This is a genomic window from Desulfovibrio sp. DV (assembly GCF_001936595.1).
Classification (GTDB): domain Bacteria; phylum Desulfobacterota; class Desulfovibrionia; order Desulfovibrionales; family Desulfovibrionaceae; genus Solidesulfovibrio.
Map to the genome: position 1 here is coordinate 34,238 of NZ_MLBG01000001.1, position 25,421 is coordinate 59,658.

16 protein-coding genes and 1 tRNA gene are annotated in these 25,421 nt (G+C 63.2%); 9 read left to right on the forward strand and 8 right to left on the reverse strand.

Going from position 1 to position 25,421, the window contains the following annotated elements; genetic code table 11:
- Positions 1–13: 13 nt before the first annotated feature.
- From DVDV_RS00140 to DVDV_RS00160, 5 genes are all read right to left on the reverse strand, one after another.
- Positions 14–1,318, reverse strand: coding sequence for a (Fe-S)-binding protein (locus tag DVDV_RS00140; protein WP_075352719.1), 1,305 nt, complete (start codon positions 1,316–1,318; stop codon positions 14–16).
- A 1-nt stretch (position 1,319) separates the two neighbouring features.
- Complete coding sequence (locus tag DVDV_RS00145; RefSeq protein WP_075352720.1) at positions 1,320–2,699, reverse strand: FAD-binding oxidoreductase; 1,380 nt, start codon at positions 2,697–2,699, stop codon at positions 1,320–1,322.
- 23 nt (positions 2,700–2,722) lie between these two features.
- Complete coding sequence (nifJ, locus tag DVDV_RS00150; RefSeq protein ID WP_075352721.1) at positions 2,723–6,364, reverse strand: pyruvate:ferredoxin (flavodoxin) oxidoreductase; 3,642 nt, start codon at positions 6,362–6,364, stop codon at positions 2,723–2,725.
- A 612-nt stretch (positions 6,365–6,976) separates the two neighbouring features.
- Positions 6,977–8,395 carry a sigma-54 dependent transcriptional regulator gene (locus DVDV_RS00155; RefSeq protein WP_075352722.1) on the reverse strand — a complete coding sequence of 473 codons (1,419 nt, stop codon included), beginning with the start codon at positions 8,393–8,395 and terminating at the stop codon, positions 6,977–6,979.
- Entirely contained in the window at positions 8,392–11,802 is a 3,411-nt protein-coding gene (locus DVDV_RS00160) for a PAS domain S-box protein (protein ID WP_075352723.1), read from the reverse strand. Before DVDV_RS00160 ends, DVDV_RS00155 begins: the two co-directional genes overlap by 4 nt.
- 176 nt (positions 11,803–11,978) lie before the next feature.
- Between DVDV_RS00160 and DVDV_RS00165 the strand changes: the two genes are divergently transcribed.
- From DVDV_RS00165 to DVDV_RS00190, 6 genes are all read left to right on the forward strand, one after another.
- Positions 11,979–12,072: transfer RNA gene (locus DVDV_RS00165), tRNA-Sec, on the forward strand.
- Positions 12,073–12,203: 131 nt separating this feature from the next.
- Entirely contained in the window at positions 12,204–12,554 is a 351-nt protein-coding gene (locus tag DVDV_RS00170; RefSeq protein ID WP_075352724.1) for a helix-turn-helix transcriptional regulator, read from the forward strand.
- A gap of 130 nt (positions 12,555–12,684) precedes the next feature.
- On the forward strand, positions 12,685–13,866 hold the full coding sequence (locus DVDV_RS00175; RefSeq protein ID WP_075352725.1) for a putative sulfate/molybdate transporter: 1,182 nt from the start codon (positions 12,685–12,687) through the stop codon (positions 13,864–13,866).
- A 412-nt stretch (positions 13,867–14,278) separates the two neighbouring features.
- Complete coding sequence (locus tag DVDV_RS00180; RefSeq protein ID WP_083634512.1) at positions 14,279–15,430, forward strand: permease; 1,152 nt, start codon at positions 14,279–14,281, stop codon at positions 15,428–15,430.
- Between the two features lie 10 nt (positions 15,431–15,440).
- Complete coding sequence (locus DVDV_RS00185; protein ID WP_043630977.1) at positions 15,441–15,764, forward strand: carboxymuconolactone decarboxylase family protein; 324 nt, start codon at positions 15,441–15,443, stop codon at positions 15,762–15,764.
- Between the two features lie 20 nt (positions 15,765–15,784).
- A complete protein-coding gene (locus tag DVDV_RS00190) occupies positions 15,785–16,015 on the forward strand; it encodes a thioredoxin family protein (protein ID WP_075352726.1) in 231 nt (76 codons plus the stop codon).
- A 114-nt stretch (positions 16,016–16,129) separates the two neighbouring features.
- Here the strand turns inward: DVDV_RS00190 and ftsY are convergent, their stop codons facing one another.
- On the reverse strand, positions 16,130–17,935 hold the full coding sequence (gene ftsY / locus DVDV_RS00195) for a signal recognition particle-docking protein FtsY (protein ID WP_075352727.1): 1,806 nt from the start codon (positions 17,933–17,935) through the stop codon (positions 16,130–16,132).
- A 228-nt stretch (positions 17,936–18,163) separates the two neighbouring features.
- Between ftsY and DVDV_RS00200 the strand changes: the two genes are divergently transcribed.
- A complete protein-coding gene (locus tag DVDV_RS00200; protein ID WP_075352728.1) occupies positions 18,164–18,649 on the forward strand; it encodes an L-2-amino-thiazoline-4-carboxylic acid hydrolase in 486 nt (161 codons plus the stop codon).
- 2 nt (positions 18,650–18,651) lie between these two features.
- Positions 18,652–20,034 carry an asparagine--tRNA ligase gene (gene asnS, locus DVDV_RS00205; protein ID WP_175577034.1) on the forward strand — a complete coding sequence of 461 codons (1,383 nt, stop codon included), beginning with the start codon at positions 18,652–18,654 and terminating at the stop codon, positions 20,032–20,034.
- 40 nt (positions 20,035–20,074) lie between these two features.
- Here the strand turns inward: asnS and DVDV_RS00210 are convergent, their stop codons facing one another.
- Together DVDV_RS00210 and DVDV_RS00215 are read right to left on the reverse strand one after the other, a co-directional pair.
- A complete protein-coding gene (locus DVDV_RS00210) occupies positions 20,075–22,405 on the reverse strand; it encodes a PocR ligand-binding domain-containing protein (RefSeq protein WP_075352730.1) in 2,331 nt (776 codons plus the stop codon).
- Positions 22,406–22,548: 143 nt separating this feature from the next.
- Positions 22,549–25,026 (reverse strand): glycosyltransferase, encoded by a 2,478-nt coding sequence (locus DVDV_RS00215; protein ID WP_075352731.1) that lies wholly within the window; start codon positions 25,024–25,026, stop codon positions 22,549–22,551.
- 172 nt (positions 25,027–25,198) lie between these two features.
- Between DVDV_RS00215 and DVDV_RS00220 the strand changes: the two genes are divergently transcribed.
- On the forward strand, positions 25,199–25,396 hold the full coding sequence (locus DVDV_RS00220) for a hypothetical protein (RefSeq protein WP_075352793.1): 198 nt from the start codon (positions 25,199–25,201) through the stop codon (positions 25,394–25,396).
- Positions 25,397–25,421 lie beyond the last annotated feature (25 nt).

The following is a 25,421-nucleotide window of genomic DNA, read 5'->3' on the forward strand; positions in this document are numbered from 1 at the left end:
ATTGTGGGCCGGATCAGCGACCGGCCAGGGTCTCCGCGTAAATCTCCACTGGATGCTTGATTGCCAACGTATCGCCGGCCTGTGACAGCATGTCGCCTATCTGGAGCATACAGGCCGGGCAACTGGTGGCCGCGACCGTTGCGCCGGTGGCCACGATATTGTCCCGCTTGTGTTTGCCGATGCGCTTGGACAGGTCGTAATGCTGCAGGGTGAAGCTTCCGCCGGAGCCACAGCAGGAATCCGCGCCATCCATTTCAACCAGTTTGTAACGCGGGTTGGCAGCAATGAGCGCCCTGGGTTCGGCGGAAATGCCCAGGGATTTTTTCAGGTGGCAGGGGTCGTGGTAGGTGACTGCGACAGGCTCGCCGGCAACCGGGAGATCGGCCGGGACCACGCCCACGTCCTGGATCAGGAAGGCGCTTATGTCTTTGACCTTGGCGGCCATTTCCCGAATCTTGAACTTGGTGGTTTCGGGCAGGCTTTCGGCCATAAGGGGCCACAGCTTTTTGATGGTGGAGGTGCAGGTGGCGCAGGGCGTCACCAGCACGTCGAAATCGGCATCGCCAAAGAGCTTCATGTTGTGGGCCACCAGGGCCTCGAAGGTCTCCCGGTCGCCCGAAGACAGGGCCGGAATGCCGCAGCAGGCCTGGTCATGGGGCATATACACGCCCACGCCGTGGTGGTCGCAGACCTTTAAGACCGCTTCACCGATGCGCGGGAACATCTTGTCCACCACGCAGCCGTAGAAAAACGCCACCTTGAGGCCGGAAAAGCCACGGGGGGCATTGCGTTCGGCCGCGGCTTCGTGCAGGGCCGTCCCGGCCAGGGGGGCGAAATGTCGCCCGCCGATCAGGTCGGAAAAGACCCGGGCGCACGAGGAACCGATCATGTCGTTGACCGGCTTGGTGAAAAGCCCCTGGAACTTCGAGGCAATCGCCAGCACCGAGTCAAAGAGCCGGGGGTTTTTGAGAAGGCCCCGGAAGATGGCCCGCTTGACCGGCGGCAGACCGTAGTAGCCGGTGAGAAAGGCCCGGGCCTTGAGGAAGATGTCCAGCGCCTTGACGCCGCTTGGACAGTTGGCCTGACACGAGCCGCAAAGGAGGCAGGCGTCCAGGCGATCCTTGACCCCGGCCGGGTCCTTGATGACTTCATCGGCCAGACATTCGAGCAGGGCGATCTTGCCCCGGGCCACATGGCCCTCAAGCCCGGTCTCGGCGTAGATGGGACACACGGCCTGGCACATGCCGCAACGCATGCAGGCCACGAGCTGGTCGTCGATCTGCTTCAAGAGGCCGACGAGCTGACGCATCTCGCTCATGTCATTCCCCCGTGATCTTGCCGGGATTGAGGATACCCTTGGGATCGAGGGCGGCCTTCAGGCGCTTGGCGTACTGGATCGAACCCAGGCCCACTTCCTTGACCATGTACTTGGACTTGGCCGTACCGATGCCGTGCTCGCCAGACAGCGTGCCGCCAAGGGACAGGGCCACGTCGAAGATCTCGTCGATGGCCGCTTCCACCCGGGCGTACTCGACATGGTCGCGCTTGTCGGTGAGGATGGTGGGATGCAGGTTGCCGTCGCCGGCATGGCCGAAGGTGCCAATGGTCAGCTTGTACTTGGCGGCAATGGCTTCAAGGGCCCCGATCATGGCCGGGATCTTGGAGCGCGGCACGGTGGCGTCCTCGAGCACCGTGGTCGGGCGGACCCGGGCCAGGGCCGAAAGGGCGGCCCGGCGGGCTTCCCAGACCTTGTTGCGCTCGGCCGCGTCCTTGGCCACCTGGATGCGGGTTGCGCCGATGCGTTTGCAGATGGCCTCGACCTCGGCCGCTTCGTCCTCGACCTGGGCCGGATGGCCGTCCACTTCGATCAAAAGCAGGGCCTTGGCGTCGGTGGGCAGCCCTGCGTGGGCAAAGTCCTCGACGGTGCGGATGGTGAAGTCGTCCATGTATTCAAGTGTTGCCGGCACGATCTTGGCCGCGATGATGGCCGCCACCGTCTCGGAGGCTTTGCCGAGATCGTCGAAGATGGCCATCATGGCCTTGCTGGCCTTGGGCGGCGGCACGAGTTTCAAGATGATCTCGTTAAAAACGCCCAAGGTGCCTTCGGAGCCGACCATGAGTCCGTGCAGGTTCATGCCGGTGACGCACTTGACGGTGCGTGAGCCGGTTTTGACCAGTTCTCCGTCCACGTCATAAAAGCTCATGCCCATGACGTAGTCTTTGGTCACGCCGTACTTGAGGCCGCGAAGGCCGCCGGCGTTTTCCGCCACGTTGCCGCCAAGGGTGGACACGGCCTGGCTGCCGGGATCGGGCGGATAGAACAGGCCGCGCTTGGCCACTTCCGTGGCAAACTTGGCGGTGATCACGCCGGTCTGGACCACGGCGTACATGTCGGCTTCGTTGATCTCGATGATCTTATTGAGCGCGCCGGTGAGCACCACCACGCCTCCCACGGAGGGGATGGTGCCGCCGCTTAAATTCGTGCCCGAGCCGCGCACAGTCAGCGGCAACCCGAGCTCATTGCATGTTTTCACCACCCGTCCCAGAGCCTCGGGCGTCTCCGGACGCACGGCCAGGGCCGGGAGTTTGGGGGGAAGGACCGCCGCATCGTAGGAATAGCTGTGGCGGTCCACCTCGCTGGCCAGGACGTTGCCTTTGCCGACGATTTCCTCGAACTTCTGGGACAGGTGGTTACTCATCGGTTTATACTCGCTTGGCTTTGTTATTTGCCCGAGCGGCCTTCGTCACAGGGTTCGCCGGTATCGGGACGGGCATGTTCGGCTGTGGCAGGGGTGGCGCAAAAGGCCGGGTCTTCGCCGCCCTTGGCCTCTGGGGCCGGGGCCGGGTCGCTAAAGACCGGCATGGCGGCCAGATACTGCAACTGCTGGTAGCGTTCCTTGTAAGCCTCTTCCATGGTGGCGCGGTATTTCTTGGAATGCTCGGGGGCGAGCTTTTCCAGGGCGGCGTAGCGGACCTCGCCGGACAGGAAGGCCTGGAAGTCGCCGGCCGGGGCCTTGGAGTCGATGGTCAGCGGGTTTTTCCCTTCGGCCTTGGCGTCGGGGTTGAAGCGGAACAGCGGCCAGTAGCCGGTTTCAACTGCCAGCTTGGCCTCTTCCATGGACTTGCCCATGCCTTTGCGGATGCCCTGGTTGATGCAGGGGGCGTAGGCGATGACAATCGACGGGCCCTTGTGGGCTTCGGCTTCCAGGAAGGCCTTGAGGGTCTGGTTCTTGTCCGCGCCCATGGCCACCGAAGCCACGTAGACGTAGCCGTAGGTCATGGCCATGCGGGCCAGATCCTTTTTGCCCGTGACCTTGCCGGCCGAAGCAAACTTGGCGATGGCCCCAAGCGGCGTGGCCTTGGAGGCCTGTCCGCCGGTGTTGGAGTACACTTCGGTGTCCATGACCAGGATGTTGATGTCTTCGCCCGAGGCGATGACATGGTCGAGGCCGCCGTAGCCGATGTCGTAGGCCCAGCCGTCGCCGCCAAACACCCACACGGATTTCTTGGTGTAGAGGTCGGCGTCGGCCAGGATGCCGGCCTGGGCCGGATCGGCAGCGGACAGCAGGGCTTTTAACTGGTCGCCGTAGAGGCGCGAACCAGCGGCGTCGTCCTTGTTCTGCAACCAGCCGGCCAGGGCGGCGCGCAGGTCGTCGGCGACATCGCCGGCCAGGGCGGCGGTCACCTTGTCGGCCAGCTTGGCCCGGCGCTGGGTCAGCGCCATGGAGTAGCCGAAGCCGAACTCGGCGGCGTCCTCGAACAGGGAGTTGTTCCAGGCCGGGCCGTGGCCGTCGGCGTTGACGGCGTAGGGGGCCGTGGGAGCCGAGCCGCCCCAAATGGAGGAGCAACCCGTGGCGTTGGCCACCATCATGCGTTCGCCAAAGAGCTGGGTGATGAGCTTGACATAGGGCGTTTCGCCGCAACCGGCGCAGGCACCCGAGAACTCGAGCAGCGGCTGGAAGAACTGGCTGCCCTTGAGGTTTTCGCGTTTGACGAGCTTGCCCTTGTTGGCGACCGTCATGGCAAAGGCGTGGTTGGCAACCTGCTCGGCGGCCTCGGTCTCCAGCGGCTTCATGACCAGGGCCTTCTGCTTGGCCGGACAGACGTCGGCGCAGGAGCCGCAGCCCATGCAGTCCATGGGGAAGACCTGCATGCGGTAGGCCAGACCCTTGAGTTCCTTGCCGGTGGCCGGCAGGGTGTCAAACGAGGCCGGAGCCTTGGCCATCTCGGCTTCGTCGGCCAGGAAGGGCCGGATGGTGGCGTGGGGGCAGACAAACGAGCACTGGTTGCACTGGATGCAGTTCTCTTTGAGCCAGTGGGGGATGTTTATGGCCACGCCGCGCTTCTCGTACTGAGCCGTGGCCGTGGGGAAGGAACCGTTCTCGGCAAAGGCCGAGACCGGGACTTCGTCGCCCTTCTGGGCCAGGATGGGGCGGATGACCTTGTTGAAGTACTCCGGCTCATTGGCGGCAGCGGCCGGGGCATCGGCGGCGCTGGCCCAGGCGGCCGGCACAGTGATTTCAACCAGGCCTTCCATGGCCATGTCCACGGCGTCGATGTTCATCTTGACGATTTTCTCGCCCTTGTTGCCGTAGGTCTTCTTGATGGAGTCTTTGAGCAGGCTGATGGCTTCCTCGATGGGCAGCACGCCGGCCAGCTTGAAAAACGCCGTCTGCATGATCATGTTGATGCGCGCGCCAAGGCCGACCTTGGCCCCGATGGCCACGGCGTCGATGTTGTAGACCTTGATCTTCTTGTCGGCGATGGTGCGAAGCATATGGCCGGGCAGGTTTTTCTCCAGCTCTTCGGCCGTGTTCCAGGAAGAGTTGAGGACGAAGGTGCCGCCGTCCTTCACGCCTTCCAGAATCTCGTAGGTATTGACGTAGCTTGGCTTGTGGCAGGCAATGTAGTCGGCCGCATCGACCAGATAGGTGGACTGGATGGGCTTTTTCCCGAAACGCAGATGGGAGACGGTGATGCCGCCGGACTTCTTGGAGTCGTAGGCAAAGTATCCCTGGGCGTAGAGGTCGGTGTTGTCGCCGATGATCTTGATGGCGGACTTGTTGGCGCCAACAGTTCCGTCGGAGCCAAAACCCCAGAACTTGCACTGCACGGTGCCTTCGGGAACCGTGGGCAGCACGCCGGCCGAGGGCAGGGACTGGCCGGAGACATCGTCGAGGATGCCGACCACGAAGTGGCGCTTGGGCGCGGCAGCGGCCATGTTGTCGAAGATGGCCTGAACCATGCCGGGGCGGAATTCCTTGGAACCCAGACCGTAACGGCCGGTCATGAGCTTGGGAATCGGGCCGCCGCGTTCGACGTAGGCCGAGCAGATGTCTTCATACAGCGGGTCGCCGAGGCTTCCCGGTTCCTTGCAGCGGTCAAGGACGGTGACCACCTTGGCCGAGGCCGGCAGGACCTTGAAGAGATAGTCCGGGGCAAAGGGCCGAAACAGGCGGACCTTGACCAGACCGACTTTCTCGCCCTTGGCCACGAGGTAGTTGACCACTTCCTCGATGGTTTCGCACGAGGAACCCATGGAGATGATGACGCGTTCGGCGTCGGGCGCGCCCACGTAGTCAAAGAGCTTGTACGGGCGGCCGGTGACGGCGGCCACCTTGTCCATCATGGCCGACACGATGCCGGGCAGCACCTGATAGTAGGGGTTGGAGCGCTCGCGGCCCTGGAAAAAGATGTCCGGGTTCTGGGCGGTGCCGCGCAGATCGGGGTGCTCGGGGTTCATGGCCCGGGCGCGGAAGGCGGCGATCTTGTCGTGGTCGACCAGGGCCTTGATGTCTTCGTAATCGATGACTTCAATCTTCTGGATTTCGTGCGAGGTGCGGAAGCCGTCGAAGAAATGCAAAAACGGCACGCTCGACTCGATGGCGGCCAGATGGGTGACCAGGGCCAGGTCCATGCATTCCTGGACCGAGGCCGAGGCCAGGAAGGCAAAGCCGGTGGAGCGGGCGCTCATGACGTCGGAGTGGTCGCCGAAGATCGACAGGGCATGGGTGGCAATGGCCCGGGCCGTCACATGAAAGACGCCGGGGAGCAGTTCGCCGGCGATCTTGAACATGTTGGGGATCATGAGGAGCAGGCCCTGGGAGGCGGTGAACGTGGTGGTCAGGGCACCGGCGGCCAGGGAACCGTGGACCGCTCCGGCTGCTCCGGCCTCGGACTGCATTTCGCGGATGGTTACAGTCTGGCCGAAGATGTTTTTAAGGCCCTTGGCTGCCCACTCGTCAGCAATTTCGCCCATGGTGGACGAGGGGGTGATGGGATAAATGGCCGCCGTATCGCTTAATGCGTAGGCGATATGCGTGGTGGCGGTGTTGCCGTCCATGCTTTTCATCTTCTTGGCCATGCTGCAATCTCCTTAAAGGTTGTCGTTCGACCGAAGGGAAAAGGCCGGGTCGACGCTCTCTCTTTGGCAAGCCTTGTGCCAGCAAAGGTTAATGCAAATAAATCCGGTGAGTTAGCAAGGCAAGGAAACCGCTCCGGGTTCAGGCAGGAATCCGGCATCCGGTTTTTCGGATACCGTTTCAGAGCTAATAGCCTGAAATATATGGCTTCGTAAAGCGCTTCCCGGAAGGAGGGGCAGTCTGAAATTTCAGACAGAGTTGGGTTGTCCGAAATTTCAGACTTGGGTGCGTCTCTCGCCGGATTCGGGACCGAACAGGGATTACCTGCCGTTTATTGCCACAAGTACCCACGCTTGGCACGTGAAAAGGCAGGGAAAACGGTCTTGTTCCAAAAGTCCCAATCTCGGGCTTGCGGTGTTGCAGTATTGCCGCATAGCCGCTTCCCCTGTGTCGCGAGATCGGGAAAGTGTTCGGGCCGAGCGGTCTGGGGGATGGTTTTTTTGAAAATATGCTTGAATCGGTATCGTGATAGCATTCACAAAGAGGGGGCCGGATACCGCGGCCGAGCAAGCGCAGCCCGGCCGGAGCCCGGCCGCCGAGAGGGCAGGGGCCGCCTAATCGGGAATGGCCAGACCGCTTTTTTTGAGCAGGGCGTAGAAATGGGAACGGGACAGGCCGGAAATATCCAGCATGGCCACCACGTCCCGGCCGTGCTCGCGCAGGAGTCCTTCCAGGTAGCGGCGTTCCATGGCTTCCTTGTATTCCTTGAGGGTGCGCTGCCCAACCGGGCTTATTTCGCTGGGGAAAAGACCGGCCGGGGCCATTGTCGGCCGGTCGCCGCCCTGGTTGCCCCGCTCCAGGGTGGATTTGGTCACCTTGATGCGGACATCCTGGGGCAGGTGCATGCTGTAGAGGGTTTTTTCCCGGCCGGAAGCCAGAAAGGCGCGCTCCACCACGTTTCGCAGTTCGCGCACATTGCCCGGCCAGTCGTAGGCCTCGAGCATGGCCAGAAATTCCGCGTCAAAGCCTTTTTGCGGCAGGGCGTACTCAGCCGCCAGGGCGTCGGCAAAGGCCAGGGTGAGCGGCTTTATGTCTTCCACCCGGGCACGAAGGGGCGGCAGGGCCACTTCGATGGTTTTCAGACGAAAATACAGGTCGCGGCGAAACTCCCCGGCCTCGACCATGGCTTCGAGGTCGCGGTTGGTGGCGGCGATCAGCCGGAAGTCGCTGCGGATCTCGGTGATCCCGCCCACCGGCCGGAAGGTCTTTTCGTGGAGCACGCGCAAAAAGGTTTTTTGCAACGAGGTCGGCATCTCGCCCACTTCGTCCAAGAAAAGCGTGCCCCCGTCGGCCAACTGGGCCAGCCCCACCCGGTCGGCGTCAGCCCCGGTGAAGGCTCCTTTCTTATGGCCAAAAAGCGTGCTCTCCACCAGGGATTCGGTCAGCGAGGCGCAGTCCACGGTGACAAAGGCCTTGTGGACCCGGGCGCTGTTGGTGTGGATGAGCCGGGCGAAAAGCTCCTTGCCGGCCCCGGTTTCGCCGGTGACCAGCACGGCGGCGTTTGATCCGGCGGCATGGGCCACCTGATCGAGGCACGGCTGCATCCGGGGGCTGGCCGTCACGCAGCCGGTCAGGGCCAGGGAGACCGGGGTATGGTCGCAGCGGCGTTCCTCGCGGTATTTGAGCGCCCGCTTGAGGGTGAGCATGATCTGTTTGATGGGCGAGGGTTTGACCAGATAATCCCACACCCCCTCCTGGATGGCCAGTTCCGCGCCGTCCGGGTCGCCGATGCCGGTGAGGATGATGACCTCCGGGGCGCCCGGCAGGCGCTTGATGGCCGGCAGGGCGGCCAAACCGTTGCCGTCGGGCAGGCGCACGTCCAGAAAAACCACGTCAAAGCGCTCCCGGGCCAGCAACTCCATGCCGGCCTCCAGGGTGCCGGCGGCGTCGCTGGTCAGGCGCATCTTGCGCGTGAGGCTCACAATGGTGTCGCGGACTTCGGGGTCGTCGTCGATGATGCACACGGATTTCATGCGGCTATCGTTTGGGGCTTGGCGTCGAGCACCTCGCGGATGGCTGCCGAGATGATCGCCTGATTGTAGGGTTTGAGCACGACTTTCTTGATGTTGCCGGCCAGTTTCTTGTCCTCGATGTCGCCCATGCGCCCGGAAACCAGGATGACCGGCAGGTTCGGGGCCATCTCGGCGGCCCGCCGGGCCAGTTCCAGGCCGTTGACGTCCGGCATGTCGAAGTCGGTGATGCACACGTCAAAGGCGTCCGGAGCGGCGTGCAGGGCGGCCAGGGCCTCCAGGGCGTTGCCGTGGGCCGTTACTTCGTGGCCGAGCTGGGCCAGCACCCGGGGGATGGTCAGGAGCTGGTCTTCGTCGTCTTCGACAAAAAGGATGCGGTCCCGGCCCCGGTTGGGAGCGGGCCTTGGCTGGACGGGCGGGGCGTCGGCCGTGGCCAGAAGCGGCAGATAGATGTCAAAGCCGGTCCGTTCGCCGGGAAGGCTGGCCACCCGGATGCCGCCGCGGTGGCTCTTGACGATGCCGCGCACCACGGCCAGACCCAGGCCCGTGCCTTCGCCTTTTTGCTTGGTGGAAAAAAACGGGTCAAAGATCTTGTCCAGAATGTCGCCGGCAATACCCGGACCGGTATCCACCACCGAGAGCCGGGCATAGCGGCCGGCCCTGGTCCCGACCTGCCCGGCCTGGGTTTCGTCGAGTTCGTCCTCGGTGAGCGACAAGGTGAGTTCGCCGCCGGATTCGCGCATGGCCTGGAAGGCATTGGTGCACAGATTCATGACGATCTGGTGGAGCTGGGTGGGGTCGGCCCGGCAGGTCACCGGGGTGGCCGGCATGTCCACGATGACCTTGATGTGGCGCGGGATGGAGGCCTTGAGCAGGCCGGCCACCTCGCTGATCACGTCGGCCACGTTTATCGGCGCAAATCCGGCCTGGGACGGGCGGGTGAAGGACAGGATCTGCTTGACCAGCCGGCTGCCGCGCTCGCCGGCCTTGAGCACCCGGCGCAGGTCGTCCTCCATGGCGTCGCCGGGGGGCAGGTCCATGAGGGCCAGTTCGGCGGAATTGATGATCGAGGTCAGGATATTGTTGAAATCGTGGGCAATGCCGCCAGCCAGGGTGCCTATGGCTTCCATCTTCTGGGATTGGAGCAACTGGCGCTCCAGGCTGACCTTCTGAGTCACGTCATCGGCCGTGGACAGGATTCCGACCACCGCCCCCCGGTCGTCGTGCAGGGGGACCTTCTTGATTTCGAGCAGCACGTCGGCTCCCCGGACATTGCGGGCGGCCAGCTCCCCGGCCACCGGGCGGTTGTTGCGCATGACGTCGATGTCGGTGGCCCGCACGGCGTCCACGTCTTCGGGGCGCAGGGGCAAGGCCGTGTCATCGCGGCCCATCAGCGCATCGAGGTCGGTGAAGCCGAAAAATTCGGTAAAGGCCCGGTTGGCTCCCAGGTAGCGCAAGGCCTTGTCCTTCCAGGACACGAGCTGCGGGATGTTGTCGAGAACAAGGCGCAGCATTTCCTGGGATTCGCGCAGGGCGCGTTCGGCCTCGTGGCGCATGGTCACGTCCTCGACCACGCCCTCGACGTAGGCCAGATAGCCGTCGCGGTTGGCAATGAGGCGCATGTTGATGTTGGCCGTGACCTGCCGGGTGTCGGGGCGCACGAACCGGGTTTCGAATTTGATGGTGGCCTGATCGTCCACAGCCGATTCGAGGAGCAGGGCAAAGCGGTCGCGGCCGGAAAAGAGCACGTCCATCATGTCGCCGCGCCGGCGCAGCAGGATGTCGAGGTCATCGACGCCAAGCATGGCCAGCATGGCCGGATTGACGTCGACGGCCTGCCCGTCCGGGGTCATGCGGAAGATGCCCAGGGCGGAATTTTCAAAGATGCCGCGGTATTTTTCCTCGGCCTGGCGCAGCTTTTCCGCCGCGCCCTTGAGTTCGGAGACGTCGTAGAGCACACCGACCAGACCGGCGATTTCCCCCTTGGCGTTTTCGTAGACGGCCCGGTGCAGGATGACGGAATGGGGCATCCCGTCGGCAGCCAGGATGTCGGTTTCGCCCACCCGGACCCCGGGCTGGCGCAGCAGGCCGGCATCCTCGTGGTCCAGGGAGCGGGACAGCGGCGAATCCGCCACAACCTCGCAGTCCCGGATGGAGACAGCCTCCTCGCCGGAACCGCACCAGGCGCGGAAGGCCGGGTTGCAGCCCCGGTACCGTCCGGACTCGTCCTTGTAGTAGATCGGAATCGGGATGGTGTTGACCAGGGTTTCCAGGAACGACACCTGATCCTTGATCTTTTCCTCCACCGAGCGACGCCGCAGGATGTTGGTGACGAGTAGGACCATGACGTAGCACAGGATAAGGAGACTGATGATGATGGTCCAGAAGACCGCAATATTGATGTGATAGAAGGGATATGGCTCGTTTATGAGGGAAAAGCCCGTGGGCAGCTTGTCCGTGGTGATGCCAAGGCGCAGCATCTCCCGGAAGTCGAAGATATATGTGTCGTCGGTGTTGGTGACAATGGGCAGTTCGGACAGGGGGACGCCGTGCAGGAGCTTGTCGGCCATGGCTGCGGCGATGCGCCCTTCCTCGATGCCGCTGTGCAGCCGGCCGCCGGCAATGCCGTGGCCGAGCATGAACTGCCAGGCGCTGTAGATGGGCACGTCGGAATTGGCCCGGATGGCGGCCAGGACCTCGTTGACGGAGTACACGTCCTTCTCGGTGTCCTTGTAAAAAGGAATGAGGAAGATCATGACGTCGTCGGGAAGATCGCGGACCCGGTCCAGGATGCCGGAAAGCGTCAGGTTGTCTTCGTATTCAAAGTGCAGCCGGCCGGCAAAATCCGATTCCACGGCCCGCAACTGGTTGCCGATGGCCACGCCCGTGACCGAGGAATCACCGAAGATGAGCAGCCGGTTGCGGTCGGGGTGAAAGCGCAGGGCCAGTTCCAGGGTGGCGCGGATGTCGGGATTTTCCAGGACGCCGGTAAAATTCGGGTGGCCGTCGAGCCAGGATGCCTTGAAATCGTTGACCCCGCAGAAGACCACGGGCGTTCCGGGAAACAGCTCGTCATGATACTCGCGCAGAAAGTTGAAGGCATAGTTGTCCGAGGCCAGGATGACCTCGAAGCGGGTATTGCGGTACTTGAGCTTGTAATAATCGTGGAGCATGCCGCGCAGGATCGGGTCGGCGTATTTCTTCGAGTCCATGTACTCGATTTGCAGATCCACGTTGTAATCGGAGGTGGCAAAGGCCTCGCGCACGCCGGCCAGGATCTCGTCGGACCACTGGTAGCCGTTCTGATAGGAATTGAAAAACAGGACGTTTTTGCGAATTTTCTCCGCCCCGGCCGCCAACGGGTGGGCCAGGAGGATAAGGACAAGGCATAACAAAAGCCTTCGGACCATGATGACTCGCGGGAAAAAAGGTGCGGGGCTTGCCAGCCCGGGGCGCTGTGTCCATTCAGTTTGTCATGGCCGGCCCGGAAGTCAAGCCCCTGGCCGGAATTGGCCGGTTGGCCGGCCGGGGCGGCTGGTGGATTGAAAAAAGGGGGGAAACAGGCTACTGTCATTTTTTTGCGCGGGGAAGCGTTTCGTCACCGGTGTGGCGCCCGGACTTCAAATCCGGTGTGTGGTCGAGAGGTCACAGGTAGGTTCGACTCCTATACGCTTCCGCCATGATTGGATATTTTCTCAGCCAGTCGTTTTGTCCCAGTTGCCTGGCCAAGCCGCAAACGGTCAGGCCCACTCTGATCCCGCGTGTTTTTTTTCACCCGTCGCGGTCCGCATCGGCGGGTTTCTGGAGTGCCATGGCGTCAATCCCGCCCGATCTGGCCCAGCGGGCCAAAGTCTTCAAAGCCCTGGGGCATCCCAGCCGCCTGCTCATGGTCGAAGCCCTGGGCCGGGGGGAGCTTTGCGTGTGCGAACTGCGTGAACTGGTCGGCTCGGATATGTCCACCATCTCCAAGCACTTGAGCATCCTCCGGGAGGCCGGCATCGTTGCCGACGAGCGACGGGGCACCAATATTTACTATTCACTGCGCATGGGCTGTGTCACGGCCTTCCTCGGCTGCGTGGGCCGTTTCCTGGACCAGCAACTGGAAGAACAAATCCTGTATCTTGAGGATTTGCGCAAACAATCCGGCCGGCCGGCTTCCTGATGGGGGGCCGTTTTTTTTCTTGCCTTAGTGACACGAATTTTCTAAAATCCGTGTCATAGGTTTTGGCGTATTGTTTCGCCGCCCAGGCATGACCGGCGGCTTATAACCGTGCAACAAGGCAGCGGACCCCATGCAAGACGGCAACAACGCATCCCAGGCCCTGTCGACGGCATCGGATCGCCTCCCCGGCGAGAAAACCCGCAACCGCTACGACCACATGGAATGGGCCGGAGCATTCGGCGACATCGGCACGCTCATTCCCTTTGTTGTGGCCTATATCACGATCCTCGGCATTGATCCGCTGGGGCTTTTGTTCATGTTCGGCATCAGCAAGATCGCGGCCGGGCTGATCTACAAGACACCCATTCCCATCCAGCCCATGAAGGCCATCGGCGCGGCCGCCGTGGCCGGCGGCATAACGCCTGCCGCGCTTTTCGGCTCGGGCCTGACCACCGGGCTTTTCTGGCTCATCATCGGCCTGACCGGCACCATCGACCATGTGGCCAAGCTGGCCACCAAGCCGGTCGTTCGCGGCATCATGCTCGGCCTTGGCATGTCCTTTGTGGTGGAGGGAATCCACCGCATGGTGGCCTCGCCGGTGTTGGCCGGCATCGCCTTGACCGTCACCTTTGTGCTGCTGTCCAACCCCAAAATCCCGGCCATGTTCGTGCTGCTTTTAATTGGTGTCGTGGCCGCGGTTATCGGCAATCCGGCCCTCATCAATGAACTGGCCCAGGTCAGCATCGGCTTTCGCCTGCCGGAGTTCGGCCTGCATCAGGTGCACTGGGACGACATCGTGACCGGCACGCTCCTTTTTACCCTGCCACAGATTCCCTTGACCCTGGGCAATGCGGTCGTGGCCATTGCCGCCGAGAACAACGAACTGTTCCCGGATCGGCTCGTCACCGAGCGCACCATGTGCGTGAGCCAGGGCATCATGAACCTGATTTCGCCGCTCTTTGGCGGCGTGCCCATGTGCCACGGAGCCGGCGGCATGGCCGGGCATGTGCGCTTCGGGGCGCGCACCGGCGGCTCCCTGGTCATCCTCGGAACCATCGTCATCGTCATAGCGCTGTTTTTCAGCCAGTCGGTGGCGGTCATCTTCAAAATGTTCCCGCCGGCCATTCTCGGCGTGATCCTGTTTCTGGCCGGGGCCGAACTGGCCATCACGGTGCGCGACATCGGCAACAAGCGCGATGAATTCTACACCATGATCGTGGTGGCCGGCTTTGCCATGTGGCATATGGGCGTGGCTTTCGTGGTCGGGGTTATTTTGGACAACGCGCTGCGGCGCAAGTGGATTCGCCTCTAGGGTCGGACCGATCCCGGGACGCCTGGCCCGGGTCGCAAGCCGCCGTTCTTTTCGGGCCCGGGCGCGGGAGCAATGCTCCCGCGCCCGGCCTTTTTTTGAGCCAGCGCCGGCGGCAAGGCATTGCCAGGGCTTGGCCTGTTGCCAACAGTCAGGTCCAGGCCAGCGCCCGTTGTGGTTTCCCAGCGGCCAGGGCTGCCGACTGTTTCCGGGCTGTCCGAGGCCGGCAGCAGGAACGCCTGCCCGACGCTCCCGGACGGCGGCCTCTACTGGCGTCCACACGCCTGCGGATTTCCCGCGGCCGCCCAACCGATAAAACCCTGCCTCTTCCTCTTGCCAAAGAAATCGATCCCGCATAGTTTCCTTTTTGACCAAATAGGAAATATCTCCGGCCAGACGACTGGGAGAAAAATCCATGCAAAATGATTGTCCATCAGGCCGATGCGCCTGCAGCTGCGGGCAGGAGCCTGTCGTGGGCACTGCCTTGCAGGCCGGGGAAGCGACCGCTCCCGGAACTGGGCGGAAAACGCTTGAGGCCGGCAGCTCCTGGCCGTCCCCTGGCCGTTTGGCCCTGGGCCTTGGCGGTCTGGCCGTCTGGTTTTTCGTTTATGGCTGGTTGCTTTCCGTCTCCCGGTTTCTCACCTATTCGGTTTTAGGGCTGGAACACGGCTCGCATCTGGGGAATTCGGTCGAGTTTTTCCTGTACGACACGCCCAAGGTGCTCATGCTCCTGACGCTGGTGGTCTTTGGCGTGGGCATCATCCGTTCCTTTTTTACGCCCGAGCGCACCCGGCGCATCCTGGCCGGCCGGCGCGAATCAGCCGGCAACCTCATGGCCGCGCTTTTAGGTATTGTCACGCCCTTTTGCTCCTGCTCGGCCGTGCCGCTTTTCATCGGCTTTGTCTCGGCCGGCGTGCCCCTTGGCGTCACTTTTTCGTTTCTCATTTCCGCGCCCATGGTCAATGAGATTGCCGTGGTGCTGCTCTATGGCCTGCTGGGGTGGAAGGTGGCGGCCCTTTATATGGGCATGGGGCTTCTCGTGGCCATTGTGGCCGGCTGGGTTCTGGGCCGGCTCAATCTCGAAGGCCATGTCGAGGACTGGGTGCTGGCCATCCGGGCCGGCGGCGGGGATGCCCCGGTTGCGGACATGACGGCCAATGACCGCATCAACTATGGCATTGGGGCGGTCAAAGAGATTTTGGGCCGCACCTGGAAATGGGTGATCCTGGGCATTGCCGTCGGGGCCGGCATCCACGGCTATGTGCCCGAGGGGTTCATGGCCGGCATCATGGGAGAGGCCAACTGGTGGTCCGTGCCCCTGGCCGTGGTCATCGGCATTCCCATGTATTCCAATGCAGCCGGCATCGTGCCGGTGGTGGAGGCGCTGTTGTCCAAGGGCGCGGCCCTGGGCACGGTGCTGGCCTTCATTATGGCGGTTATCGCCCTGTCGCTGCCGGAGATGATCATTCTGCGCAAGGTTCTCAAGGTGCCCTTGTTGCTGGCGTTTGCCGGCATCGTCGGTCTTGGCATCCTGCTTGTGGGGTATCTCTTCAACACAATCCTGTAAGGAGGCTCGTATGCGATTTTTAGCCCAGTTGTTCCCGGAATTTGCGACAAAGCTCGACGAAATGGATGCGCTGTACGCCGAAAAGCGCCTCATCGACGAAAAGACTTACCAGTTCATCTGTTTTGCCGTGTCCGTAAAGGCCCGGTCCAAGCCCTGCGTCCTCAAGCACTTCAAGGGGGCGCTCGACGCCGGGGCAAGCCTGCAGGAATTGGCCTACATCCTGGCGCTGGTCATGCGCGAGGCGGCCGGGGCCGACGACTGCTGGACCCATGACGTTCTTGGGGATGTCGCCGACATTATTGCCGGAAAAATCGACTGCGGCTGCAAGAAATAGCGGCCGGGAAGGAGCAGGGGATGCTTATTCAGGTGCTCGGCACGGGCTGCGCCAAGTGCAACGAGTTGGAAAAGCTGGTCAAGGAAGTTGTGGCCGAAAAGGGCGTCAGCGCAACGGTCGAGAAGGTGGCGGATTTGCAGCAGATCGCCATGCTGGGCGTTTTCACCACGCCGGCCCTGGTCATTGACGGGGTCATCAAGGCCGTGGGCGGCATTCCGTCCCGAAAGGATCTGGCGGCCTGGATCGGTTGACAGCCTTTGGGCCGGACGTTTGGCTACCACGCCAAGACACAAGCCGCAGCAGCGGTCGGACAGGTTCTCCCGACCGTTTGCTGCGGCTTTCTCAGGCGCAAGCGCCCGGCTTGCTCAGTCTTCCACCCCTAACAGCGCCTTGGCGAAATCCTGGCCGTCAAAGGGGCGTAGGTCTTCCATCTTTTCGCCAAGTCCGATGTAGGTGATGGGCACGCCAAACGACAGGGCGATGCCGACCACCACGCCGCCCTTGGCCGTGCCGTCGAGCTTGGTCAGGATGATCTCGTCCACGCCGGCCGCTTCCTTGAAAAGCTTCACCTGGGACAGGGCGTTCTGGCCGGTGGTGGCGTCGAGCACCAGCACCGAGCGGTGCGGCGCGCCAGGATGTTTTTTGCCCACCACCCGGTGGATCTTGTGCAGCTCTTCCATGAGGTTGGTCTTGGTGTGCAGCCGGCCGGCCGTGTCCAGATAGAGCACGTCAAAACCTTCGGCCAGGGCCTTGTCCATGGCCTCGTAGGCCACAGCCGCCGGATCGGAATTGGCCCCCTTGCTGTAAAATTCCGCGCCAACCCGCTTGGCCCAGATCTGCAACTGCTCAATGGCCGCGGCCCGGAAGGTGTCGCCGGCAGCGATGAGCACCTTTTTGCCGCGCATCATGTCCCGATGGGCCAGCTTGGCAATGGTGGTGGTCTTGCCCACGCCGTTGACGCCGATCATCATGACCACTTCGGGTGGATTGATGGCCCGGATGGTTTTATTGGGCCGGAACAGTTCGGAAAGCTCTTCGCGCAAAATGTCCTTGAACACGGCCGGATCGGTCGTGCCGCGCTTGCGCACCTTTTCCCGCAGATTGCCAAGCAACTTGGCGGCCGGCTCAAAGCCGACGTCGGCCATGATGAGAATTTCTTCCAGTTCCTCCCAGAAGGCCTCGTCAATGACGGTGTGGCGGCCAAGCATCCCGTCGATGCGCTTGACGATCTGCTCCTTGGTCTTGGCCAGGCCTTCGGAGAGCTTGAGGAACAGCCGGTTGCGCTCGTCTTCCTCATCTTCGAGGTCAAGGGCCAGGGCGAGGCGGTACTGGAGCTCGGAGCGGAACAGCCCGACCTCGTCGTATTCCATGAGCGCCACCCAGGCGGCGAACTTGGCCACAAAGGCGTCGGCCTCGCCGGCCGGGGCTTCCAGGCTTTCAAAGAGAAAGTGCAGCCGTTCCCACAAGACCGGGCCGGCCGTGTCCACGTCGGCCAGCAGGACATCGAGCCACACGGACAGTTTCGGCTCGGCCTGGCGCAGGGCCAGGATCAGGGAATTGCGCCAGACGGCCTGTTCGGACTCGGCGGTCGGCTGCTGTCTGGCCGCCGGCTTGGCGGCCGGCTGCATGTCCGGTGCCGGTGCCGGGGGCGCTGCGGCTGTCGGCGCAGCCACCGGCTGCGCCTCGGGAGCCGGGACCGGTTGTTGGGCCGGAGTTGGTTCGGCTTGCAGCTTGGGTTCGGCGAATTGTTGCGACGCAGGCTGCGGCTCAGGTGTTAATACCGGTTCCGGCTCGGCAATGGGTTCGGGTGCCGCTGCCGGCCGGGGCGAAACGATGGGCTGGTCTGTCGCGGCGCTGTCAGGCTGCGGCTCGGTTGCGGCGGGAAAGGGGGCGGCCGGGGCCGGGGCAGCCGTATCGGGCGCGGCAACCGGTTCAGGCGTAGCCGGGGACGGGTGGAGGGTGTGGGGCTCCAGACTCTGCCCGACAGCGGCAGCAGCGTCTTCCCCAACCGCTTCGGGCTGGGGGACGGCGGCGGCTTCTTCGGCGACCGGCTCCGGTGTGGCGGCCGGGGCAGGGCGGGCCGCCTCCTGATCCGGGGCGACTATTGGGGCGGCGTCATCCGGCGTGGTATCGGCCTGCCAGAATTTTTTCAGCTTGGAAAAAAAACCCATGGGGTGACATCCTTTTGTGCGGACAGGAGTTGGGCGTGATCGGGCGCGCCGGCCGGCGCGGCCAAAAACTATAGCCGCTGGGCGCATGGGAAGCAACCGCCGCGACAGCGCCGGCATACGCTTTCCCCGGCCGCCGTCGGCCACCCTGGCGGTTGTGGTCGGGGCGTGCGTTGTGGCAAAAGGAAATGACGCCCGGAACAGACTGTGCGGGCGCGGGAGAACTCCATTATGGGCAATGCCCCCGGGACAGGCGTCACGTTGCTGGAAAAACGCGGCATCGAGGCCGCCATGCTGGCCGACGTCTATGCCGTCCTGACCGAGCGCCTGGGCCGCGACGCCGCCCTGGCCATTATCGAGGAGACCGTGGCCCGGTCCGCCTTTGCTGCCGGCCAGGCCTTTGCCGCCACCGCCCCGGACGGGCCGACCCTGGCCCATTTCGCCACGGTGGCCAACCTGTGGCAGCGGGGCGAGGCGCTTTGTATCGAAAACGTGCGCCAGACTTCCGAGCGCCTGTCCTTTGACGTGACCCGCTGCCGCTACGCCGAGAGCTACCGGGCCATGGGCCTGCCCGAGGAACTCGTCATGCGCATATCCTGCCTGCGCGACGGGGCCTTTGCCGCCGGCTACAGTCCCGCCCTGGCGTTTTCCCGCCCGGCCACCATTGCCTCGGGCGCATCCTCCTGTCCTTTCACCTTCACCTGGAACGACGCATGAGCATACGACGCACCACCGTCAAGGCGGCCCTGACCAGCCCCTCCCCCTGTCCCGAAATTCGCGTCATGGGCTGGGTGCGTACCCGCCGTGACGCCAAGGGCTTTTCTTTTCTGGAAATAAACGACGGTTCCTGCCTGTCCAACCTGCAGATCGTCATCGACGACGCGGTTGAGGGTGCGGCCCTGGTCAAAGAACTCGGCACCGGGGCGTCCGTGGCCGTCACCGGCGAACTGATCGCCTCGCCGGGCAAGGGACAACGCTACGAGGTCCGGGCCATCGCCCTGGAATTGCTCGGCCCGGCCGACCCGGAAACCTATCCGCTCCAGAAAAAACGCCATTCCGACGAGTTTTTGCGCACCATCGCCCACCTGCGGCCGCGCACCAACAAGTACGGGGCCATGCTGCGCATCCGTTCGGCCCTGGCCCACGGCATCCACGCCTATTTTGCCGAACACGGCTTTGCCCTGGTCCACACCCCGGTCATCACAGGCTCGGACTGCGAAGGGGCCGGCGAGATGTTCCGGGTGACCTCCCTTGGACCCGAAGCGGCCACGCTGTCGGCGGCCGAGCGGGTGAGCCAGGACTTTTTCGGCAAGGAGGCCATGCTCACCGTCTCGGGCCAGCTCTCGGCCGAACCGCTGGCCTGCGCCCTGGGCCGGGTCTACACCTTCGGGCCGACCTTCCGGGCCGAGCACTCCGACACCTCGCGCCATGCCGCCGAGTTCTGGATGCTCGAACCGGAAATGGCCTTTGCCGACCTGGCCGACAACATGGATCTGGCCGAATCCCTGGTCACCCATCTGGTGCGCCTGATCATGGACGAGTGCGCCGAGGACTTTGGCCTGTTTGCCAAGTATGTGGACCCGACCCTGCCGGCCACGCTGGAAAACCTGCTCGCCAACCCCTTCGTGCGCCTGCCCTACGGCGAGGCCGTGGACATCCTGGCCGCCAGTTCCAGGAAATTCCAGTATCCCGTGTCCTTTGGGCTCGATCTGCAAAGCGAGCACGAACGCTACCTGGCTGAGGAGCATTTCAAGCGTCCGGTCATCGTGTATGATTATCCCAAGGATATCAAAGCGTTTTACATGCGGCAAAATGACGACGGCCGCACGGTGGCGGCCATGGATGTCTTGGTGCCGGGCATTGGCGAACTGGTTGGCGGCAGCGCCCGCGAGGAGCGCCTCGACCGGCTGGAGGGCCGCATCCGGGAACTGGGCCTGCCCCTGGAGGCCTACTGGTGGTATCTCGACACCCGCCGGTTCGGCACGGTGCCCCATGCCGGCTTTGGCCTGGGCTTTGAGCGGCTTATGATGCTCGTCACCGGCATCGGCAATATCCGCGACGTCATGGCCTTCCCGCGCACCTGGCGGCATCTGGAATTCTAGCGGCATCCGGGCGGGCCGGTCCGGAGAGACGGGGCGGGCGCTACGAGCAGGCCTCGCAAGACGTTTCCCGGCAGGCCTCGGCCACCGGCAGGCGCACATAAAACGTGCTGCCCGCCCCGGGTTCCGACTCCGCCCAGATGCGTCCGCCATAGTGGCGGACGATCTGGCGGCAAATCGCCAGCCCCAGACCCGTGCCCTTGATGGTCGGGCTGGCGATGGTGTCGCCGCGGCCCACCTGATGAAACCGGTCGAAGATCGATTCCAGCTGATCCGACGGAATCCCGACCCCCTGGTCGCGCACGGCGATGAGCACATCGTCGCCGTCGCCTCGGATGTCCACGGCCACCTCGCCCTGTTCCGTGAACTTGATGGCGTTTTGCAACAGATTCGAGACCACCTGCACCAGTTGGTCCGGGTCCATGAGCAGCGGTTGGGTCGACGTGTCGGCGGTGAAGCGGAAATGGATTTCCGGACGCTGGGCCAGCTGTCCCTCTATGGTGTGGACGGCCTGGCGCAGCACGCCAACAGGATCAATGCACTGGTCGCGCCACTGCATGTTGCCGGATTCGATGCGATTGAGGTCGAGGACGTCGTTGATGAGCCGGGTGAGACGCTCGGCTTCGCTGTAAACCACCCCGAGGTTGTGGGCAATGCGCCGGCCACGGGCGGCCAGGGCTTCATCGCAGCCGCAAGCTGGCTGGAAATGTTCGGAAAATTCGCGACCGATCAGTTTGGCAAACCCCAGGATCGAGGTGAGCGGGGTGCGCAGTTCATGGGAGACCGTGGACAGGAAGGCTGATTTGAGGCGGTCAAGCTCGCTCATGCGGATATTGGCTTCAGCCAGTTCCATGGCTTGGAGCCGCAGTTCCCGAGTGCGTTCCTCCACCTCGGCTTCCAGGTGGGACTGCTGGCGGCGCAGTTCCTCCTCAACGGCTTTGCGGGCGGTCAGATCGGAAAACATGCCAAGTGCTCCGAGAAAGGTCCCGGCATCGTCATAGAGCGGACTGGCCGAAATGAGCGCCCACAGGATGCTTCCGTCCTTGCGCTGCATCCGCTGTTCGAACACGTCGCTTAGGCCCTGGCGTCGCCGGTTTTGTTGGTGCAGCGCCTCGGGCACACTCTCCTGCGGAAGAAAGTCGTTAAGCCGCCGGCCGGCCATCTCCTCGGGTTCGTAGCCAAGCATCTCGGCCATGCGCCGGTTGACGAAGACAGTCGCATAGTCGCCATCGAAAACCCATACGCCCTCGTGGGCGGTCTCCACGATGCGGCGGAATTTCTCCTCGCTGGCGCGCAGCGCCATTTCAGAGCGGTGGCGCTCGGTCACATCCCGGATGGCTTCGATGGCCCCGGTCACGGCACCGGCCTCGTCATAAAGAGCAACCGCTTTGGCCCAGACCTGCCGGACGCCGCCGGGCAAGGTGGACAGGACCACCTCGGCAATGATTTCTCCCGGAGCGATGTCGGCCACCTGATAGCGGGCATCGGGATGGGGGACCACACCCCGGGCGTAATCAATCAAAAGCGGGGTCGGGTGGCCGTAAAAGGCTTGGCCATAAGCAAAATCGCCTTTGCCGAGCATGTCGGCCGCGGCCACGCCGGTCAGCCTTTCCAGGGCCTTGTTCCAGAACGTAACCTTGCCGTCCCTGTCCACCACCAGGGTGGGATCGGGAAGAAATTCGATGATTTCGGCAAGGTTGCGGTCGCTTGCCTTGACGCGGCCCTGGGCTTGGCGCAGATCGCCGATCAGGCGCGACTGCTCGAAGTTGGTGACGGCCAGGGCCGAGAGGTGGTTGGCGAAATGATGGAGCGCCTGGCAGATTTTTTCGAAACGCTCATAAGAGATGCGCGGAACGGTTGCCAGGGCCGCCCGAAAGGCCGACTCGTCGGCACCGATTTCCCGGGCATAGGCCATCATGGACTCGATGTCGGCCGACTCGTCGAGCACCTGCCCCACCAGCCAGTTGGCGATGTGGCGGTTGCCGACGCGAATGGCCGTGCCGCCGTCAAGGAGTCCGCCGCTGAGGCAGTGGCGCAGGGTCGGGCCATCGCCGGAGCCGTGGCCGAGGCAGGCGTCGGAGCGGATGCAGTTGGCCAGTCCCTGTTCGGTCCCCCGGATGATGGTCGCGCAAAGCAGGGTGAAGTTGCTCGGCCGGGTCAGGGGAAGGCCTTGGGGATCGGTTATAAGCGAGGCCACACCGGACGCTTCGGCAAAGGCGTCCTGGATGCGCTGGATCTCTTCAAGGCAAAAGATGTCTTCAAAACGGACGTTTCCAGAATCCTGCAGCCAGGACATCCCAACCGGGACAGACCCGACCTGATTGCAGCCGGACGGCGGGGGAGGGGTGGTCGGCTCGGCTGGGTCCTTGGGCATGGCGTCTCAATGGGTTCATGTTGCTTTCGCATCCCTTTAATACGCCATTATCAGGGTTTATTACAACGGTTAATTTATCCGCGCGGCAATCGGGACCGCGCGCGGGGAGTCCCGCCGCGCGCGCCTGTTGTGCAAGCGTCGGATCAGGCCGCATGAACCATGCGCGGCGTCGGCTTTTGGACAGCTTCCTTCACCACGACCGTCTTGTTTGCTTCTCCCGGAGTCTCTTCGTACATGGCCCAGTAGTCTTCAAAGGCTTGTTCGATGGTGCGTTTTTCGGCGTAACTCCGGCCGGCCCGGCCCATGGCCCGCATGAGTTCCGGATCGGCCAGCAAGCCCTCCATGGCTGTAAAAAGCGCCTCGGCATCGCCGGCCGGCACCACCACGCCGGTTTCGCCCGGCAGGATGTTTTCCATGGGGCCGCCCTGGTTGGTGACGATAATGGGCAGGCCGGAAGCCTGGGCTTCCAGGACAACATTGCCGAAGGTGTCGGTGGCGCTGGGGAAGACGAACAGGTCGCTGGCCGCAAAAAGGGCCGCCAGTTCCTCACCCTCCCGGTAGCCGGTAAAGACCGTGGGCGTGCCTTCAAGGAGGCTTCGCAAATCGTCGAGATACGGTCCGTCACCGACAATGGCCAGCACCGCGTCGGGATGGATCGCGGTCAGACGGCGAAAGGCCACGGCCAGCAGATGCAGGTCTTTTTCCCGGGACACCCGGCCGGCGTAGAGGATGCGCGGCCCGCTGCCCAGGCCGAAACGCTCGGCCACGGCCTCGCTGCGTTTTTCCGGCGAAAACCGGCCCACGTCCACGCCTCGGGGAAAGAGTCGCAATTTGGCCGGATCAAGCCCCTTTTCCTCCAGTTCCCGGCCGGTTTCCTTGGAGGGCACATAGACGAGATCCATCTGGTTGTAATACCAGATGATAAATTTCCAGGTCAGGTCTTCCATGGCCTCATCGCCGGTGAGAATCTGGGCGTACTGGGGCAGGGCCGTGTGGTAGGTGCCGTAGATGGGCAGGCGAAGGGTCTTGGCGATGCAAAGGGCGGCCAGCCCGATGGGACCGGGGGTGGCGGAGTGGATACGGGTGAAATTGCCGGCGTAGACGAAGTGGAGCATTTCAAGGAGCGGCGGATAGAAAAGCGTCTGTTCCGGATATTCGTCGAGATGATAGACGCCAATGGGTTTGAAGTTCTGCACCCCTGGCTCGAAGACGCGGGGGCCGTGGTCGCAGGTGACGATGCTGAGCGTCTTGCCGGTCTTGATGGCCAGTTCGGCCTGCTGGCGCAGCGTCCCGGAGACGCCGTTTATTTCGTGGAAGGTGTCGGTGAAATGGGCCACCCGCACGCCGTCGTCCTTGCCGTTTTTGCCGGTGAGCGCCTTTCTCGCCTCGCTGCTGAACTGGCGGTCCTTGGTGAAGATGGAATAGGCCAGGAAGTAGGGGGCGAGCATGGTGTAAAGCGCCCCGGCCGAACCGAGCGTGCCGAAGATGTCAAAGACGTTGGCCCCGCTGACATGGTCGAGCAGCGTGCCGGCGAAGTGCGAGGCCACCCGGTTGGTGGCCCGGTTGACGAAGGAGAACCAGCCGTTTTCCAGGTTTTCGCCGTTTAACACCCCGGCCTGGGCGAATTCCATCAGGGTGGAGTCGGCCCGGATGAGCGACTCCGTTTCCATGCGGATGAGGTCGCGAAGCGGTGTGCTGGCGCTCGGCCGCCGCCGGGACAGCCCCCGGGCGATGCGGGTGCGCAGGCGGAAGGCCAGCCCGACATTGGCCTGGACGCCGGGTTCGAGGAACCGGTCCACGACCTTGAGCGTCACGTCCTTGTCCAGGAACCGGTCGATGCCGAAGCGGTGTTTGTAGTACTGGTAGGCGATGCTGTAGAGGTTTCGGGCCATGGTGCGCGGGGTGCTTGAGGCTCCCCGGGCGCTGGCCGCGCCGTTTTCCAGGCCGTCGAGGAACTGGGGCAGATCGGCTGCGCCGTCCACCTCGGTGTAGGTGGAGGCGATGGTAAGCGCGCTGTGGTCGTCGGAGCCGCCGATGAGATTCTTGCGCCAGGGCTGGGTGTAGCCCGGATCGATGCCGTATTTTTCCGCCAGCCGCCAGATGGTTTCGGCGTCGAGGTTGGGGATGATGTCGCGCAGACAGTCGTTTTGCCAGGCGTCGCGGGCGCCGTTGATCTCGAAGTTGCGAAACAGCAGCAGCAGTTTCTCGAAATTGGGCACGGTAATCCGGTCGTTGACCCCGAACAGCGGGTGGGCCACGGCGTGGTGGATACCTTCCTGGCGCAGATAATCGACCAGATCGTAGATGTTTTCGCGCAGCCGCTGAAATTCGCGGTGTTTTCCCTCGTCAATGTCAAAGACCAGCACATGCACCTTGCAGCGGTCTTCCGGAAAATACGACGTGATTTCTTCACTGATAAACGTACCCGGCAGATGGGCGATGGACAGCGCGCCCTCGATGCGGTTGTGGTCGGAGATGGTCACCAGTCCCATGCCTTTGCGCCGGGCCTCCTCATAAATGCGCAGGGGTTCGGTGAAGCTCTCGGGACAGTTGAGCTTTTGCAAAACCCACTGGGAAGGGCGGGTGGAAAACTTGGAGTGCACGTGCAGGTCGATTTTCATGGCTGCTCCTTGGGCGGGCGGTGCCTGGCCGGGCAACGTCCTCGTTTGCGGCTTGTAGCGCCGCCAGCGTTTCGTTCGGATTGCGTTTGGCCGCAGTTTTGTTGACGCGGTTTCGTCATTTGTCACGGAAATGTCGCTTGCCCGGGGCCGCGCCATGCTCCATGTGGGGATCATGGAAAGCAGAAGGGAGAGGCCGGAGCTGTCCGAGGCCGAGCGGCGCGACCTGTTGCGGGAAGGCCGCGCGGTCTTGATGTCGCTGGGGGAGGGCCGTCTGGCCAAAGAGTATTGCCGTCTGGCCGAGACGAAATCCTCCCGGGAAGAGGTGGCCGAGCTTTTGCTGACGTGCATTGTCTCCCGCCATTCCCGCTGATCTGCTCCCGATGTTCCGGGATGGA

What these genes read in the sequence shown, in the direction of transcription:
- DVDV_RS00160 (WP_075352723.1), bottom strand. Translation starts at nt 11,802, where the DNA reads ATGGTCCGAAGGCTTTTGTTATGCCTTGTCCTTATCCTCCTGGCCCAC.
- ftsY (WP_075352727.1), bottom strand. Translation starts at nt 17,935, where the DNA reads ATGGGTTTTTTTTCCAAGCTGAAAAAATTCTGGCAGGCCGATACCACG.
- DVDV_RS00210 (WP_075352730.1), bottom strand. Translation starts at nt 22,405, where the DNA reads ATGCCCAAGGACCCAGCCGAGCCGACCACCCCTCCCCCGCCGTCCGGC.
- DVDV_RS00175 (WP_075352725.1), top strand. Translation starts at nt 12,685, where the DNA reads ATGCAAGACGGCAACAACGCATCCCAGGCCCTGTCGACGGCATCGGAT.
- DVDV_RS00155 (WP_075352722.1), bottom strand. Translation starts at nt 8,395, where the DNA reads ATGAAATCCGTGTGCATCATCGACGACGACCCCGAAGTCCGCGACACC.
- DVDV_RS00180 (WP_083634512.1), top strand. Translation starts at nt 14,279, where the DNA reads ATGCAAAATGATTGTCCATCAGGCCGATGCGCCTGCAGCTGCGGGCAG.
- DVDV_RS00170 (WP_075352724.1), top strand. Translation starts at nt 12,204, where the DNA reads ATGGCGTCAATCCCGCCCGATCTGGCCCAGCGGGCCAAAGTCTTCAAA.
- DVDV_RS00140 (WP_075352719.1), bottom strand. Translation starts at nt 1,318, where the DNA reads ATGAGCGAGATGCGTCAGCTCGTCGGCCTCTTGAAGCAGATCGACGAC.
- DVDV_RS00200 (WP_075352728.1), top strand. Translation starts at nt 18,164, where the DNA reads ATGGGCAATGCCCCCGGGACAGGCGTCACGTTGCTGGAAAAACGCGGC.
- DVDV_RS00145 (WP_075352720.1), bottom strand. Translation starts at nt 2,699, where the DNA reads ATGAGTAACCACCTGTCCCAGAAGTTCGAGGAAATCGTCGGCAAAGGC.
- DVDV_RS00185 (WP_043630977.1), top strand. Translation starts at nt 15,441, where the DNA reads ATGCGATTTTTAGCCCAGTTGTTCCCGGAATTTGCGACAAAGCTCGAC.
- DVDV_RS00220 (WP_075352793.1), top strand. Translation starts at nt 25,199, where the DNA reads ATGGAAAGCAGAAGGGAGAGGCCGGAGCTGTCCGAGGCCGAGCGGCGC.
- DVDV_RS00190 (WP_075352726.1), top strand. Translation starts at nt 15,785, where the DNA reads ATGCTTATTCAGGTGCTCGGCACGGGCTGCGCCAAGTGCAACGAGTTG.
- nifJ (WP_075352721.1), bottom strand. Translation starts at nt 6,364, where the DNA reads ATGGCCAAGAAGATGAAAAGCATGGACGGCAACACCGCCACCACGCAT.
- DVDV_RS00215 (WP_075352731.1), bottom strand. Translation starts at nt 25,026, where the DNA reads ATGAAAATCGACCTGCACGTGCACTCCAAGTTTTCCACCCGCCCTTCC.